Annotated in this window: 14 protein-coding genes and 1 pseudogene; 11 read left to right on the top strand and 4 right to left on the bottom strand. The window is 75.7% G+C overall.

Annotated elements, in window-relative coordinates:
* The first annotated feature begins 62 nt into the window (after positions 1–62).
* The 7 genes and pseudogenes from O2W18_RS00565 (at position 63) to O2W18_RS00535 (ending at position 5608) form a co-directional block, all read left to right on the top strand.
* Entirely contained in the window at positions 63–449 is a 387-nt protein-coding gene (locus O2W18_RS00565) for a response regulator transcription factor (RefSeq protein ID WP_269185642.1), read from the top strand.
* Positions 446–1525 (top strand): HEAT repeat domain-containing protein, encoded by a 1080-nt coding sequence (locus O2W18_RS00560; protein ID WP_269185641.1) that lies wholly within the window; start codon positions 446–448, stop codon positions 1523–1525. The genes O2W18_RS00565 and O2W18_RS00560 overlap by 4 nt, the downstream gene beginning before the upstream one ends.
* Positions 1522–2997, top strand: a complete 1476-nt coding sequence (locus O2W18_RS00555) for a glycosyltransferase family 2 protein (RefSeq protein WP_269185640.1) — start codon at positions 1522–1524, stop codon at positions 2995–2997. Before O2W18_RS00560 ends, O2W18_RS00555 begins: the two co-directional genes overlap by 4 nt.
* 227 nt (positions 2998–3224) lie before the next feature.
* Positions 3225–3401: pseudogene (locus O2W18_RS00550) on the top strand (hypothetical protein); the annotation flags it as partial.
* Positions 3402–3457: 56 nt separating this feature from the next.
* Complete coding sequence (locus tag O2W18_RS00545; protein WP_269185639.1) at positions 3458–4891, top strand: GuaB1 family IMP dehydrogenase-related protein; 1434 nt, start codon at positions 3458–3460, stop codon at positions 4889–4891.
* A 10-nt stretch (positions 4892–4901) separates the two neighbouring features.
* Positions 4902–5249, top strand: coding sequence for a metallopeptidase family protein (locus O2W18_RS00540; protein ID WP_269185638.1), 348 nt, complete (start codon positions 4902–4904; stop codon positions 5247–5249).
* A gap of 23 nt (positions 5250–5272) precedes the next feature.
* Positions 5273–5608, top strand: coding sequence for a GroES family chaperonin (locus O2W18_RS00535; RefSeq protein ID WP_269185637.1), 336 nt, complete (start codon positions 5273–5275; stop codon positions 5606–5608).
* On the opposite strand, the gene O2W18_RS00530 is transcribed toward O2W18_RS00535, so the two are convergent.
* From O2W18_RS00530 to pheA, 4 genes are all read right to left on the bottom strand, one after another.
* Complete coding sequence (locus O2W18_RS00530) at positions 5605–6081, bottom strand: MerR family transcriptional regulator (protein WP_269172539.1); 477 nt, start codon at positions 6079–6081, stop codon at positions 5605–5607. The two genes, O2W18_RS00535 and O2W18_RS00530, sit on opposite strands and share 4 nt — an antisense overlap.
* Before the next feature lie 10 nt (positions 6082–6091).
* The gene (locus O2W18_RS00525; protein WP_269185636.1) at positions 6092–6922 is read right to left on the bottom strand and encodes an SDR family NAD(P)-dependent oxidoreductase; all 831 of its coding nucleotides are present in this window, start codon (positions 6920–6922) and stop codon (positions 6092–6094) included.
* Positions 6919–7947 carry an NAD(P)-dependent alcohol dehydrogenase gene (locus tag O2W18_RS00520; protein WP_269185635.1) on the bottom strand — a complete coding sequence of 343 codons (1029 nt, stop codon included), beginning with the start codon at positions 7945–7947 and terminating at the stop codon, positions 6919–6921. Before O2W18_RS00520 ends, O2W18_RS00525 begins: the two co-directional genes overlap by 4 nt.
* A gap of 143 nt (positions 7948–8090) precedes the next feature.
* Positions 8091–9044: a prephenate dehydratase gene (pheA, locus tag O2W18_RS00515; RefSeq protein WP_269185634.1), complete on the bottom strand. Its 954-nt coding sequence runs from the start codon at positions 9042–9044 to the stop codon at positions 8091–8093.
* Positions 9045–9169: 125 nt separating this feature from the next.
* On the opposite strand from pheA, the gene O2W18_RS00510 reads away from it, so the two are divergent.
* The 4 genes from O2W18_RS00510 to O2W18_RS00495 all read left to right on the top strand — a co-directional run bounded on the left by O2W18_RS00510 (position 9170) and on the right by O2W18_RS00495 (position 15838).
* Positions 9170–10948: a GGDEF domain-containing protein gene (locus O2W18_RS00510; protein WP_269185633.1), complete on the top strand. Its 1779-nt coding sequence runs from the start codon at positions 9170–9172 to the stop codon at positions 10946–10948.
* A gap of 122 nt (positions 10949–11070) precedes the next feature.
* The gene (locus O2W18_RS00505; RefSeq protein WP_269185632.1) at positions 11071–13791 is read left to right on the top strand and encodes a diguanylate cyclase domain-containing protein; all 2721 of its coding nucleotides are present in this window, start codon (positions 11071–11073) and stop codon (positions 13789–13791) included.
* An 80-nt stretch (positions 13792–13871) separates the two neighbouring features.
* Positions 13872–15074, top strand: a complete 1203-nt coding sequence (gene larC, locus O2W18_RS00500; protein ID WP_269185631.1) for a nickel pincer cofactor biosynthesis protein LarC — start codon at positions 13872–13874, stop codon at positions 15072–15074.
* A 164-nt stretch (positions 15075–15238) separates the two neighbouring features.
* Complete coding sequence (locus O2W18_RS00495; RefSeq protein ID WP_269185630.1) at positions 15239–15838, top strand: TMEM165/GDT1 family protein; 600 nt, start codon at positions 15239–15241, stop codon at positions 15836–15838.
* The last annotated feature ends 7 nt before the right edge of the window (positions 15839–15845 follow it).

Below are 15845 nucleotides of genomic sequence, written 5' to 3'. Positions count from 1 at the left end.
CTTCAGCCGGTCGGCCGACCTGCCGATGGAGCGACGCACCCTCCCCTGCTGATCGGAGCCCCATGACCCACGTCCTGGTCGTCGACGACGACCCCGTCATCGCCGACCTCGTGGCCTTCCGGCTGAGCCGGCTCGGCCTGCGCATCACCGTCGAGACCGACGGCGAGGCGGGCCTGGCCGCGATCCGGGAGCTCCGCCCGGACCTGGTCGTGCTCGACTGGATGATGCCGCGGAGGAACGGGCTGGAGGTCTGCCGGGCCGTCCGCGAGGACCCGGACCCCGCGCTGGCCGGCACCCCGGTCCTGCTGCTGACCGCCAAGGCACAGGAACCCGACCTGGAGCGCGGTTTCGCCGCCGGCGCCACCGACTTCGTCACCAAGCCGTTCAGCACCCGGGAGCTGGTCAGCCGGGTCACCGCCGCCCTGCCCGCGGGCAGCGTCCCGGTGTGACCACCGCCGCCGGCGTCGCCCTGGCGCTGGGCGTGGTGCTGGCCGGGCTGGTCGTCGTGCTCCTGCTCGCCGTCGGGCTCCAGCACCGGCAGCGGACCCGCACCCAGGCCCGCGACGCCCGGCGCCGGGCCGAGCTGATGCCCACCGTGCACGCGCTGCTGGACGACGACGGGGACGACCCGGCGCACGGCCCGCACGTCACCTCCGCCCCCGCCCTCCTCGACGAGCTCGTGCTCGACCTGCTGCCGCAGCTGCGCGGCAGCGACCGGCGCGCCCTGCAGCGGGTGCTGGGCGCCCGCGGGGTGGTCGACCGCGCCGCCGCCGACCTCACCGCACGCGCCGCCTGGCGGCGGGGACGGGCCGCGACGCTCCTGGGCTCGGCCGCCGCCACCGACCACACCCCGGCCCTGGCGGCGTGCCTGACCGACCGGTCGGCAGACGTCCGCAGCGCCGCTGCCCGCGCCCTCGGCAAGGCCGGTGACCCGGCGTCGGTGACCCCGCTGCTCGTCTCCCTGGCCGGTCCCCGGGCCCTGCCGGTCGGCGTCGTCGGCATGGCCTTGCTGGACCTCGGCACCCCCGTCCTGCCCGCGCTGCGCACCGCCCTCACCGAGGGCAGCGCACCCGCCCGGGCGCTGGCCGCCGAGGTCCTGGGCGTGCACGGCGACCCCCTCGCGACGCCCGGCCTGCTGACCCTGCTCGAGGACCGCGGGCAGCCCACCGAGGTGCGGCGGGCGGCCGCCGCCGCCCTGGGCCGGATCGGCTCCCCACAGGCCACCGCGGAGCTCACCCGGCTGCTCGCGACGGGACCGGTGCCCGCACTACAGCGCGTCGCGGCCGAGGCCCTCGGCCGGATCGGCGACCCGGCCGGGATCTCCACACTGGTCTCCGGGCTGCACGCCACCGACCCCGGGGTGCGGGCGGCCTGCGCCGACGCCCTGGCCGCGATCGGCGACGAGGGCCGCGGCCGGCTCCGCGTGCTGGCCGTCGGGACCAGCCCGGCCGGCCGGGCCGCGCTGGCCGCGCTCGACGCGGTCGCGACCGCACGGCAGTGGCGCCGGCCGGTGACGTCCCGATGAGAGAGCTGGCCACCGACGTCGTCCTGGCCCTGAACTGGACGGTCTTCGGCTACGTCGTCGTCCTCGACCTCACGATGCTGCTGCTCGTGCTCGCCGGTGCCCGGCGGGTGGCGGCCGGCCGCCGCTGGAAGGGCGCCGAGGGGCACGACGAGATCTTCGCCAGCCCGCTGACCCCGGCCGTCTCCGTGCTGGTGCCCGCGCACGACGAGGAGGCCGGCGTCCTGGACACCCTCGCCGCCGCGCTCGGGCAGCGCTACCCCGCCCTGGAGGTGGTGCTGGTAGACGACGGCTCGACCGACCGGACCTTCCAGCTGGTGGCCGACCGGTACGCCCTCCGCGAGGTGGTCCCCCACCCGACGGCGGCGCTGCGGGTGGACGGCGAGGTCCTCTCCGTGCACCGCGCCACCACCGGCGACCCGCTGACGGTGATCCGCAAGACCAGCGTCGGGCGGCGGTCCGACGCCGTCAACGCCGCCCTCAACCTGGCCCGGCACCCGCTGGTGTGCATGGTCGACGGCGATTCCCTGCTCGAGTCCGACGCCCTGCTGCGGGTGGCCCGGCCGTTCGTGGAGGACCCCGGCCAGGTCGTCGCCACCGGTGGCGTGATCCGGACCGCCAACGGGGCGCTCACCGACCGGGGCACCGTGCTGGAACCGCGGCTGTCGCGGAACTGGCTGGTGCGGATCCAGGCCGTGGAGTACCTGCGCTCGTTCCTGCTGGGGCGCACCGGCTGGGCCGACGCCAACGCGCTGCTGATCATCTCCGGGGCCTTCGGGCTGTTCCGACGTGACCTGCTGATCGAGATCGGCGGCCTGGACCCGCGGTCGCTGGCCGAGGACGCCGAACTGGTCGTCACCCTGCAGGAGAAGCTCCGCCGCGAGCGCCGTCCGCACCGCGTCGTCTTCGTGCCGGAGCCGGTCTGCTGGACCGAGGTGCCCGAGACGTGGCAGGTGCTGGGCCGGCAGCGCACGCGCTGGGCGCACGGCCTGGGGCAGCTGCTGTGGAAGCACCGCCGGATGATCGGCAACCCCCGCTACGGCGTCGTGGGGACGGTCGCGCTGCCGTTCTTCCTGCTCTTCGAGCTGCTCGGCCCGGTGGTCGAGGTCGTGGGGCTGGCCTCGGTGGCCCTGTCGGCGGGCCTGGGCCTGCTCGACCCGGGCACGATGCTGGTGATGGTCGGTCTGGCGCTGGCGCTGGGGACGCTGCTGTCGACGACCACGATCGCGGTCGAGGAGTTCACCTTCCACCGCTACCGCCGGGGCCGGGACCTGCTCGCCCTGCTGGTCGCCGGGGTGTTGGAGAACGTGGGCTACCGCCAGGTGCACGCCTGGTTCCGGCTGCGCGGCCTGGTCGCCGCCCTCACCCGCCGGGCACCGGTGTGGACGGCGATGCCCCGGGTCGGCTTCGCCGGCGGGACTCCCCTTCCGGACGCACCTGTCTCCGGTGACCAGCTCGTCACCGTCCGGACCTGACGCGGTGACCCACCGGACAGCCGGCGGCGCTGATCCGCCGGAGTCCGTCGTCAGCACCTGCACGGACCCGCTCCAGTACACGGGCGCGTGCCGGGCCACGCCGGTGGGGTAGCGGTCGCGCATGGGCAGGGGAGCGATCGTGATGGTGCAGGAGATCCGCAGCAGCCCGACGAGGAGAGGCTGGACCGGGAACTCGCCGAGCTGACGTCGGAACTGCGCAGACGGCGACCAGGCAGATGGTGGCCGCACTGGCGCTGCTCGGTGTCGCGCTGGTCTCGGTCGTGTTCCTGGTCACCGACGTCCTGTTCGGCCCGTGGGCATCGGTGCCGGTGTCGACCGCGGTCTTCGTCATCCTGGTCGTCAACTGGTTCGGCCTGCCCCTGCTGCACCGCTGGCGCGGGTGATGCCGACGCCCGGGACGGGCACTGAGGTTGGGCACCCGGCCTGGGACACTGGGGCCATGCGGTTCCTCGGTGACGCCCGCCCGGCCCACGACCTGACCTACGCCGACGTCTTCATGGTGCCGGCGCACTCGACGGTCGGCTCCCGGCTGGAGGTCGACCTGACCACGCCGGACCGGGTGGGGACGACGATCCCGATCGTCGTCGCCAACATGACCGCGATCTCCGGACGGCGGATGGCCGAGACGGTGGCCCGGCGGGGTGGGCTCGCCGTCCTGCCGCAGGACATCCCGGTCGACGTCGTCGGCGAGGTCGTCTCCTGGGTGAAGCACCGGCACCCGGTGTACGACACCCCGATCACCCTCCTGCCCACCTCCACCGTGGGCGAGGCGCTGTCGCTGCTGACCAAGCGGGCGCACGGGATCGTCGTGGTCGTCGAGGCCGGCGCCCCGGTCGGCGTGGTCACCGACGGGCAGTGCCAGGGCGTCGACCGGTTCACCCAGCTGGCCGAGGTGATGACCCGCGACCCGCTGACCATCCCGGCCGGCACCGACCTGCCCAAGGTCTTCGACGTCCTCTCCGGGGAACGGGTGAGCGCGGCACCGGTGGTCGAGGGCGACCGACTGGTCGGCGTCGTCACCCGCAAGGGCGCCCTGCGCTCGGCGATCTACACCCCGGCGACCGGGCCCGACGGCCACCTGCTCACCTCCGCGGCGGTGGGCATCAACGGCGACGTCGCCGGCAAGGCGGACGCCCTCCTGGCCGCCGGGGTCGACGTGCTGGTCGTCGACACCGCGCACGGGCACCAGGAGAAGGCGCTGGAGGCGGTGGCCGCGGTGCGCGCCGTGGCGGGCTCGACCCCCGTCGTCGCCGGCAACGTGGTGACCGCGCAGGGCACCCGCGACCTGATCGAGGCCGGGGCGGACGTCGTCAAGGTCGGCGTCGGCCCGGGCGCCATGTGCACCACCCGGATGATGACCGGCGTCGGCCGCCCGCAGTTCTCCGCGGTCGAGGAGTGCGCCGCCGCCGCCCGCGAGCTCGGCAAGCACGTCTGGGCCGACGGCGGCGTGCGGCACCCGCGCGACGTCGCCCTGGCGCTGGCCGCCGGTGCGGCGAACGTGATGGTCGGCTCCTGGTTCGCCGGCACCTACGAGAGCGCCGGGGACCTCTACGACGACGGCGCCGGCCGCCGGTACAAGGAGAGCTTCGGGATGGCCTCGGCCCGGGCGGTGAAGGCCCGGACGTCGACGCAGAGCGGTTTCGACCGGGCCCGCGCCGGGCTGTTCGAGGAGGGCATCAGCTCCTCGCGGATGTACCTGGACCCGGCCCGGCCCGGCGTCGAGGACCTGATCGACCAGGTCGTGGCCGGCGTCCGCTCGTCGTGCACGTACGCCGGTGCCCGCACGGTCGACGAGCTGCACGAGCGGGCGGTGCTGGGTGTGCAGAGCGCAGCGGGCTACGAGGAGGGCCGCCCGCTGCCGACCAGCTGGTGAGCCGGCGCTGATGGACGCGATCCCGCTCCGCCGCTTCGAGGAGCTCGTCGCCGACGCCCTGGACGAGGTGCCCGAGGAGCTGATGGCGCTGCTGGACAACGTCGTCGTGCTGGTCGAGGACCGGAACCCCGAGGAACCGGACCTGCTGGGGATCTACGAGGGATACGCACTCACCGAGCGCGGCTGGGACCACTCGGGGGCGCTGCCGGACCGGATCATGATCTACCGCCAGGCGATCTGCGACATCTGCGAGGACGAGGAGCAGGTGGCCGAGGAGGTCACGATCACCGTCGTCCACGAGATCGCCCACCACTTCGGCATCGACGAGGAGAAGCTGCACGCCCTCGGCTGGGGGTGAGCCTCCGGGTAGCGTTCGATGACGTGCCTGAGGACGACGCGAACACCGGCGGGTTGCCGATCAAGATGCTGCACGACCGGCTGCTGGTCTCCCTCCGCAAGGAGGACGGTGACCGACGGTCCAGCGGCGGCATCCTCATCCCGGCGACCGCCCAGGTCGCCAAGCGGCTGGTCTGGGGCGAGGCGAAGGGCATCGGTCCGAGCGTGCGCCAGGTCAAGGTCGGCGACCAGGTGCTGTTCTCCCCGGAGGACCAGCACGAGGTCGAGGTGCACGGCGAGGACCTGATCATCCTGCGCGAGCGCGACGTGCACGCCGTCGCCGCCGAGCGGATCGAGGAGTCGACCGGCCTCTACCTCTAGGCGGGCAACCCCGGCACGACCCCGCGCAGCCGCGGGTCGGCGGAGATCTGCGCCAGCAGGTCGTCGGGCAGCTCGTCCTCGCAGTCCACCCCGCGGGCGATCAGCTCCCGGTACTGGGCGATCTTGGCCTGCACCACGGTCAGGTCGTCGCGCAGCTCGACCATCCGCTGCTCGATCTGGGCGCACTGCTGCTCCAGCAGCGCCATCCGCTCCGGGTGGTTCGCCAGCTCCCCGCCGCCGAGGGTGACGAAGCGCCGGACGTCGGCCACCGGCATCCCGGTGCGGCGGAGCGCCTGCACGAGCCGGATGAACCGCAGCGCCCCCGGCGGGTAGCGCCGCCGGCCGTCGGCGCTCCGCTCCACGAGCGGCAGCAGCCCCTCCCGCTCGTACCAGCGCAGCGTGTCGATGCTCAGGCCGGTCTCCTCGGAGACCTGCCGGATGCCGAGGGACGTCTCCCGGGTGACCGCGGTCATGACCGCCAGGCTAGGCGGCGGCACGGCGGGCCACCCCGTCCTCGGCCGCCCGACCGGTGATCGCGGCCATCAGCAGCACCGCGCGCCGCCGGGTCAGCAGCCGCACGGCCCGGACCGAGGCCCGGTTGGCCCGGCCGACCGCCACGCTGGGCGGCGGGTCGCGCCGGTCGAGCGCCCGGAACGCAGTGGCCACCACCTCCTGCGGCGACTGCCGGCCCCGGCCGCCGTCGGCGGCGTCGTTGCCCAGGACGTCGAAGAACTCGGTGTCGGTGGCGCCCGGCGACAGGGCGAGCACCCGCAGCCCGCTGTCCAGCGACTCCTGCCACAGCGCCTCGGTGAAGCTGAGCACGAACGCCTTGCTGGCCGCGTAGACCGCCATGTCCGGGCTCGGCACGTACGCCGCCATGCTGGCCACGTTGACCAGCACGCCGTTGCCTGCCGCCCGCAGCCGGCCGATGAAGGCGCGGCTGACGTCGACCAGCGCGGTGACGTCGACGGCGATCTCCTCGGCCAGCCGGTCGGCGTCCTCTCCGGCGAAGGGCCCGTGCGTGCCGAACCCGGCGCAGTTGACCACGCTGGTGACCGCGATGCCCTGCCGGTCGACCTCGGCGGCGAGCGCCCGCCCGGCCGCCGGCCGGGCCAGGTCCAGCGGGACGACGCGTGCGGTCACCCCGTGGGCCGCGGTCAGCTCGGCGGCCAGGCCCTCCAGCCGGTCGGCACGACGGGCGACCAGCACCAGGTGCGAGCCCCGGGCGGCCAGCTGGCGGGCGAACTCCGCACCGATCCCCGCACTGGCACCGGTGACCAGCGTCGTCTGCCCGCGCCAGTCCACCCGGCTCACGGGGCGACCGCCAGCACGAAGCGGTGGCGGACGTCGCCCCGGGCCAGCCGCGCCCACGCCGTGTCGACCTGGTCCAGCGGCAGCACCTCGACGTCGGCGGTGAGGCCGTGCGCGCCGCAGAAGTCGAGCATCTCCTGCGTCTCCACGGTGCCCCCGGAGCCCGAGACGGTCAGCCTGCGGCCCAGCAGGCTCATCGGCGACACCACGTACTGCTCCGGGAGGCCGAGCACGCAGAGCGTGCCGTCGAGACGGAGCGTGCCCAGGTAGGGGCCGAGGTCGTGCGCGGTGGAGGCGGTGTCCAGCACGAAGTCCAGCCGGCCGGCGACGGCGGCCATCGCCGCGGCGTCGGTGGACAGGACGACATCATGCGCGCCGAGGGCCCGGGCGGCGTCCGCCTTGGCCGCCGAGGTGGTGAACACGGTGACCCGGGCGCCGAGCGCGACGGCGAACTTGACCGCCAGGTGGCCCAGCCCGCCGAGGCCGACGACGCCGACCTGCGTGCCCAGCCCGACGCCCGCGCGGTTCAGCGGCGACCAGGTGGTGACCCCGGCGCACATCAACGGCGCGACCGCGGCCGGGTCGAGCCCGGCGGGCAGGGCGTAGACGAAGGCGTCCCGGACGACGTACTCGGTCGAGTACGCGCCCTGGGTGGGGCTGCCGTCGTGCAGGTCCCGGCCGCCGTACGTCGTCGCAGGGAACTCGCGGCAGTAGGGCTCCCGGTGGGCCAGGCAGTTGTCGCACCGCCCGCACGAGTCGACGATGTTGCCCACGGCGACCGCGTCGCCGACCCGGAAGCGGGTGACCTCGGCCCCGATCGCGGTCACCTCGCCGGTGAACTCGTGGCCGGGCACCAGCGGCGGGGCGCCGGCCGCGAGCGACTCGGCGGCGTGCAGGTCGCTGTGGCAGACGCCGACGTGGGTGACCCGGACGGCGACGTCGTCGGGCCGCAGCTCGCGGCGGGTGAACTCGATCGGCCGCAGTGGCTCGTGCGGGCCGTGGGCGGCGAGACCGGTGACTGTTCTCATGCCGGGGACGCTAGGAGCTGGAGTGGACTCCAGCGCAAGCCCTGCCCCGGGCGGATGTGACGAGACGGTCCCGCCCAAGGAATGTGCAGCGGGTGCCCGAGAGGGCACACTCGGTGATCATGGGGACGGGTGCGGGACGACGGTCAGACCGCCGTCCCGGCGCGCACCCGGGCCACCCACTCCTCCGCTGCGGCGAAGGCCTGGTCGCCCACCCGCTCCTCCACCGGCTTGCCCGGCTGGTCGTCGGCCCGGGGGTAGGAGCCGAGGAAGCGCACCTCGGCGCAGATCCGGTGCAGCGCGGCCAGTGCGTCGCCCACCCGCCGGTCGGTGACGTGACCCTCGACGTCGATGGAGAACGAGTAGACGCCGAGCCGCTCCCGGGTCGGCCGGGACTCGATGCGGGCCAGGCTGATCCCACGCACCGCGAACTCGGCCAGCAGGTCCAGCAGTGCGCCGGTGCGGTCGTGCACCACGGCCGTGATCGTGGTCTTGTCCGCCCCCGTCGGGGCCGGCAGCCCACCGGGCGGCTCCACCAGCACGAAGCGGGTCACGGCGCCGGGGTGGTCGGCCAGGTCGGGGACGAGCGTGTCCAGCCCGTAGCGGTCGGCGGCGATCGCCGCGCAGACCGCGGCGTCGAACTCGCCCTCGGCGACCCGGCGGGCGGCGTCGGCCGTGGAGGCGGCCGGGACGACGTCGGCCCCCGGCAGGGACTCGGCGAGCCGGCTGCGGCACTGGGCCAGCGCGTGCGGGTGGCTCGCCACGGTGCGCACGTCGGCGGCGGTGCTCCCCGGCCGGACGGCGAGCACGAAGGCCACCTCGAGGAAGACCTCGCGGGTGATCACCAGCGGGTCGCCGGCCACCAGCCCGTCCATCGTGGCCGGCACGGAGCCCTCGACGGAGTTCTCCAGCGGCACCAGGGCGGCTGCGCACTCCCCCGTCCGCACGGCCGTCAGCGCGGCCGCGACGCTGGCCTCCGGCCGGGTGCCGACCAGTCCCAGCGCCCCGGTGACCGTGCCGAGCGCGGCCTCGGCGAAGGTACCCTCGGGACCCAGATAGGCGAACTCCGTCGGGGCTGTGCTGCGTGGTGCAGTCGGCATCCGGCGAGGGTAGTGCGGCCGTGTCGGACCCCGACTCCCGTCGGGTCCCCGGTACGGGGGGAGCTGCCTCGCCACCGGCCGGACACGTGCGCCTCGCGTGCCCCGACAGCTGAGTGGAGGGACGCGTGAACCCAGGGCTCCCCGCCGACGAGCGGCTGCAGACCGCCCGCTGGCGGCTGCTGACCGCCAGCGCCGCCGAGGACGCCCGGGTGTTCGCCGACGAGTTCGCCCGGGCGGCGGACGACCTGAGCGCCACCGGCGACCCCTGCTGGGACGCGTGGTCGGCCGCCTTCACCGCGCGCGCCGCCCTCTTCGACGACGACCTGGACGGCGCTGCGGACGCCGTGGGGGCGGCCCGGGCCACGCTCGGGGAGTGCCTCCCGTCCGCCGAGCACGCCCTGACCCTGGCCTACCTGGCGCACTTGGAGGTGGCCGCCGACCGGTTCGACGCGGCGATTCACCTGGCCGTGGACGCCAGCCTGCTCGCCGACCAGCTGTTCGGGGAGCCACCCAGCCGTCCGCTGCACCAGGCCCACCACTGGCTGTCCCTCGCGCTGACCCGGCTCGACCTCGAGGAGCTCGCCGTGGCCCAGTCGCTCCGCGGCGCCCGGGTCGCTGCCGCCCTCCCCGACCTCGGCGACCAGTGGCAGCTGCTCCGGCTGTGCGCCCAGCAGCACGCCGAGCTCGCCCAGACGGTGCACCGGCGCGGCCAGTCCGACCGCTCGCACCAGCTGGCCCGGGCCGCGCTGGAGTGTGCGACCAGCGCCCGCGCGCTGCCGTGGGACCCGAGCGACGCCGACGCCGACCTGCTCGACGTCGTCCAGGCCTGGGCCCTGACCCTGGCCGGTCAGCTCGAGGACGCGCTCCCGCCGCTGCGCCGGGTGCGTCGGCACCTGGCCGCCGGCGACGGCGCGATGTGGCTGGTCGGGTACACCGACCTGGTCCTGGCCAGGCTGCTCAGCCGGTCGTGCGCCGGCCGGCCCGGCGCCGACCGTGGTGCGGGCGAGGAGGCCGTCGGCCTGCTGGTGGACGCCTCCGGCGCCTTCGCTGCCGTCAACGACCGCCGCCGGTACCGGCAGTGCCTGCTGGAACTGGGGCAGACCACCGCGGCGATGGGGTCGACGACCGAGGCGCTGCACTGGTTGGAGGCCTACCGGGCCGAGACCACCCGGGCGCACCGGCGCGGGCGGGAGCTCTGGGCGGAGATGTTCGTGCGCCGCAGCCGGTTGCGCGAGGCGGAGCGGCAGACCGCCGTGCTCCGCCGGCACGCCCTCGAGGACGCCCTGACCGGCCTGGGCAACCGGCGCAGCGCCGAGCGGCGGCTGGCCGAGCTGCCGCTGGACGGCGACCCGGTGTCGCTGGCCGTCGTGGACGTCGACGGCTTCAAGGCCGTCAACGACCAGAACTCGCACCTGCACGGCGACGCGGTGCTGCGCCGGGTCGCCGAGCTGCTCCACCAGCACAGCCGCACCGGCGACGAGGTCTTCCGCTGGGCCGGCGACGAGTTCGTGGTCGTGCTGCCGAGCACCACCGAGGCGCAGGCCCTGGTCGCCACGGAACGGCTGCGCAGCGCCGTCGCGTGCGCCGAGTGGGGCGACCTGCAGATGCCCGCACCGGTGACCGTCAGCATCGGCGTGGCCACCACCGGGCCGGCCGGCGCCCCGGGGCCGAGGTCCTGGCGGGAGCTGTTCGACCGGGCCGACCTGAACCTGTTCGGCGCCAAGCGGGGCGGCCGCAACCGGGTGCGGGCGTCCGGTGGGCTGCAGCAGGGCTCCGCGTCCACCGCGCGGTCCGGTCCACTGCCGGCCGACGCCTCGGTCGACGACCTGGTGGCGGAGGTGCTCGGCACGACCCCGCGACGGCCCGGCTGGGCCTTCGACGACAGCGCAGAGGTCGCCTCGTGAGGTCGTGGCGGGTCCGTGAGAGGTCCGTGGGACAGGAGGGACCGGCCGACGCGCCGGTGCGTGACACGCCGCCGACTGCGGGGGACAGTGCCCTGGTGCCACCGGGTCTCCTGCACCAGCGAGTGAGCTCAGCGCTCATGAACTGGCAGCTGGACACGGCCGAGGCGTTGCTGCGCGAGATCGACGGCGAGCTGCCGGCCGCCCCGGTCGACGACCACTCGGCGGCGCCGCTCACCTCGCTCGCCCGCGCCTGGGCCGACACCCTCCGCGCCGAGCTGCTGGTCCGGCGCCTCCGGCGGGCCGGCTACTCCCTGCTGGGCGACCCCCTGGTCGAGGGCGGCCCCGAGCAGGAGGGCCCGCTGGACCTGCACGCCCCGGACGAGGCCGTCGACCGCGACAGCCGCTCCGAGTCGGCCACGCACGCGGCGCTGGCCATCTCGCTGGTCCGCTCGGCGCGCGCGGCCTTCGACGCCCAGGACGACGACCTGCAGCGGGCCGCAGGGCTGGTCCGGCACGCCCGGATCGAGCTGCTGTCCCGCCGGGTCGACGCGGCGATGGACGAGGCGGTCGAGGCGGCCAGCCTGCTGGACCCGGCCCTGCCGCCGAGCCCGCTGCTGGTGCACACGCTGAGCTCGCTGGCCGCCGTGCTCGCCGACCTGGAGCTCATGCCGCTGGCGCTGGACTACCAGCGCCGAGCCGCGGACCTGACCGCCGACGCGATCAACGCGGCCGGCACCGACTCCGAGGACGACGCCGTCGACGCGCTCGCCGCCGAGGCCGCGACCCGGCTGGCCGCGCTCTGCGCCGAGGTCGGCGAGGGGCTGCTCGACGACGGCGGCGCCGACGCCGCGGCCCCGCACTTCGCCGAGGCCCACGACCTCGCCGTCCGCGCGCTGGGGCAGCTGCACCCCGGCGTCCCCGGGCTGCTGGACGCCCAGGTCGTGCACGGCTGGGCGCTGGTCGGCCTGGGTGAGCACGCCGCCGCCCGGTCGCTGCTGACCAGCGTCGTCTCCGCCGCGAAGGGCGCGGAGGACCTCGCGCTCCTGGCCTCCGCGGAGCTGGGCCTGGGCCGGGCGCTCCGCCGCGCGGGTGACCCGCGGGCCGCCGACGACCACCTGGCCACCGCGCTGGCCACCGCCACCGAGCACGGGCTGCCGCGGTTGCGCCGGGCCGCGCTGCGCGAGCTCTGCACGCTGCACGCCGAGCTGGACGACGCGGCTCGGGCACTGCCCTACCTGCAGGCCTACCTCGCCGACGAGCTGGACCGGGTCGACGAGCGGCGCACCCGCTGGGTCGAGTTGTTCGGCCGGCGCAAGAGCCTGCTGGAGACCGAGCGGGCCGCCGGTCAGCTGCGCCGCCAGGCCTACGAGGACCCGCTCACCCACCTGCCCAACCGCCGCTACGCGGAGGCCCGGCTCGACGGGCTGCTGTCGGCGGGGGCGGTGCCGGCGCTGGCCGTGGTCGACATCGACCGGTTCAAGGCGATCAACGACGCGGCCGGGCACCCGACCGGCGACGCCGTGCTCCGGGCGGTCGGCCAGCTGCTGGTCGACGGCTGCCGGGACACCGACGAGGTGTGCCGCTGGGCCGGTGACGAGTTCGTCATCCTGCTGCCGGACACCACCTCCGAGCAGGCCGAGCGGGCGATGGAGCGCATCCGCCGCTCGATCGCCACGCACCACTGGTCCGCGCTGGGCGTCGAGGTCCCGGTGCGGATCAGCGTCGGCATCGCCCAGGCGGCCCGCGGCGACGACCGGCGCACGCTGTTCGCCGCCGCCGACGGGGTGCTCTACGACGCCAAGCGCGCCGGGCGGGACCGGGTCGTCCGGCTGTCCGGCGTCACCCAGACGCGGGCCGTCGACACCGCCCCGGACGCCATCGACGGCCCCGTGGCCGAGGCCGACCCGGCCGCGGCGGACACGGCGTCGGTGGGCGTCCCGACCTCGTCCACCGTCGGTGAGGTGACCTCCCCGATCCCCGAGGACCGCGACGAGCAGGCCGAGGACGCCACCGGCGGCTTCGCCCCGCTGCTGGTGGAGCCGGCCGACGTCGAGCCGCCGGCCCGGCTGCGCAGCCCGCTGGACGAGCTGTTCGGCGGCCCCTCGACCCGCCCGGCAGCCCAACCGGCGGCCGGTCCGGTGGTCAGCCCCGCGCCCGCCCCGGCGCCGGTGCCGCCGCCGGCGGTGACGACGGTCGCCGCGCCGGTCCCGGCCACCGGCCCGGACGTCATCTGGGGCACCGGGCGCAGCACCGAGCAGGTGCTCGCTCTCGTGCGCGAGGCCCGCCGGGAACACCCCGCCCACCCGGCGGTGGTGGTGCGGGCCAGCGCCGACACCCTGGTCGCACTGGCCACCGAGCACGACGCCTACACGACGATGGACGCTGCGGCGATGTCCGCCGCGGTCGGCCCGGTGCCCGAGCCGATCGGCCGGGTCGGCGTGCTGTGCGCCAGCAGCGGCGACACCCCGATCGCCGCCGAGGCGGCCTTCGTCGCCCGGGTCACCGGCACCGAGGTGGTGCGGGTCGACGACGTCGGCGGCAGCCGGATCCACCCGCTGCTGACCGACCGGTCGCTGCTCACCGACGTCGACTGCCTCGTTGTGGTGGCGGGTCTGGACGCGGCGCTGGCCAGCGTGGTGAGCGGGCTGACCGAGGTGCCGGTGGTCGCCGTCCCGACGTCGGCCGGCCAGGGCGCCAGCTCCTTCGGCGGGTTCAGCGCGCTGCTCACCATGCTGAACTCCGCCGCGCCCGGCGTCGTGGTGAGCAACATCGACAACGGCTGGTCCGCCGGCGTCTTCGCCGCCCGCATCGCCCGCCGCACCGCCACCCTCCCACCGAGTTGATCATCGGCGTCCGGCTGCCCTGCCCGGTGTGTCGGGCGACCACCTGCCGATGATCGACTCCGTCAGGTCATGATCGGCGCGTGACGATCGGGTGGCTGGACCTCGCCGCGGGCGCCTCCGGGGACATGCTGCTCGGGGCGCTGGTCGACGCCGGGGTGCCGCTGGAGGTGCTCGCGTCGGCCGTGTCGAGCCTGCCGGTCGAGCCGGTCACGCTGACCGCCGAGCCGACGACCCGGCACGGGCTGGGGGCCACCCGGGTGCACGTGCACGCCCCGGCCAGCGACGTCCACCGGACCTGGGCCGACGTCCGGTCGGTCCTGGCCGACGCCGCGCTGCCCCCCGCGGTGCGGGACGGTGCCCTGGCCGTCTTCGAGCGGCTGGCGGTCGCCGAGGGCCGGGTGCACCGGGTGCCCGCCGACGAGGTGCACTTCCACGAGGTGGGGGCGCTGGACGCGCTGGCCGACGTGGTGGGTGTGGTGGCCGGGTTCGCCCACCTCGCGCTCGACCGGCTCAGCGCCTCCCCGGTCGCGCTGGGCAGCGGGTCGGCCCGCGGGGCGCACGGCGTGGTGCCGGTGCCCGGTCCCGCGGTCCTGGAGCTGCTGCGCGGGGTGCCGGTGGTCGCCGGGCCGGTGCCGGCCGAGATGTGCACCCCGACGGGCGCGGCACTGGTGGCGGCGCACGTCCAGGAGTGGACGACGCTGCCGCCGATGCGAGTGGCCCGGGTCGGGTCGGGCGCCGGTGGCCGGGACCCGGAGCAGCTGCCCAACCTGGTGCGGCTGGTGCTCGGCGAGCCGGTGGACGAGCCGGCCACCGGGCTGCTGCTGGAGGCCAACGTCGACGACCTGGACCCCCGGCTGTGGCCCGGGGTCCTCGCCGACCTGCTGGCCGCGGGCGCCTCGGACGCCTGGCTCACCCCGATCCTGATGAAGAAGGGCCGCCCGGCGCACACCCTGTCGGTGCTGTGCCGGCCCTCGGTGCGCGCCTCGGTGCAGGACGTCGTCGTGGCCGCGACCTCGACCATCGGGCTGCGCGTGCAGCCGGTGCAGAAGGTCGCGCTACCGCGGGCCGAGCACCGTGTCGCGGTCCTCGGCGGCTCGGTCGGCGTGAAGGTCGCGCGCCTCGACGGCCGGGTCGTGAACGTGAGCGTGGAGTTCGAGGACGTGGCCGCCCTGGCCCGCTCGCTCGGCCTGCCGGCCAAGGAGGTGCTGCGGGCGGCGACCGCAGCCGCACACCGGGCCCACCCGGGGACGTCGGCTACGCTCCTGGACCGAGAAGGGGAGTAGCCCCCCGACCGCTGGTCGACATGCTGGCGCGTTCGCGCGCCCGGTCAGCGGGCCCGCGTCGCCGCGGGTGGGCGAGACCTTCCGCCCGCAGTCCACCCATCGGTGCGCTGCCGGACGGAGGCGCCCCTCAGCCCCGCCGGTCGGCGCGAGCAGAGAGAGAACTCGTGGTCCTGTCCGTCGTCCTGGCTGCCTTCGTGCTGATCCTCCCCGTCGAGCTGCCCGACAAGACGCTGTTCGCCACCCTGGTCCTGGCCACCCGCTTCCCGCCGCTGCCGGTGTTCGTCGGCGTCGGCCTGGCCTTCGGCCTGCAGGTGGCGATCGCGGTGACCGCCGGCAGCCTGCTCTCCCTGCTTCCCGAGGCGGTGGTCAGCGGCGTGGTCGCGGTGCTCTTCCTGACCGGCGCGGTGCTGCTGTGGCGGGAGTCCCGCAAGGGCGGCGACGAGGACGACGCCACCGTCCAGGCGCGCGAGCAGACCTCGTTCGTGCGGGCGGCGGCGATCTCCTTCGGCGTGCTGTTCGCCGCCGAGTGGGGTGACCTCTCCCAGCTGGCCACCGCCGGGCTGGCCGCCCGCTACGAGGAGCCGCTCTCGGTCTTCGTCGGGGCGTGGGCCGCGCTGCTGGTGATCTCCGGGCTGGCCGCGTTCCTGGGCCGCAGGCTCGCCGACCGTCTCCCGGTGGCCTTGCTGCACCGGATCGCCGCCGGCCTGTTCCTGGTGTTCGCCGTCATCGCGGTGGTGGAGACCGTCCGGGCCCTGACCGGCTGAGCCCCGC

Source organism: Modestobacter sp. VKM Ac-2983, from assembly GCF_026967885.1.
In the GTDB taxonomy this organism is placed as follows: Bacteria; Actinomycetota; Actinomycetes; order Mycobacteriales; family Geodermatophilaceae; genus Modestobacter.
The sequence above is the reverse complement of the archived record's forward strand: the minus strand, read 5'-3'. Positions and strand labels throughout refer to the sequence as shown.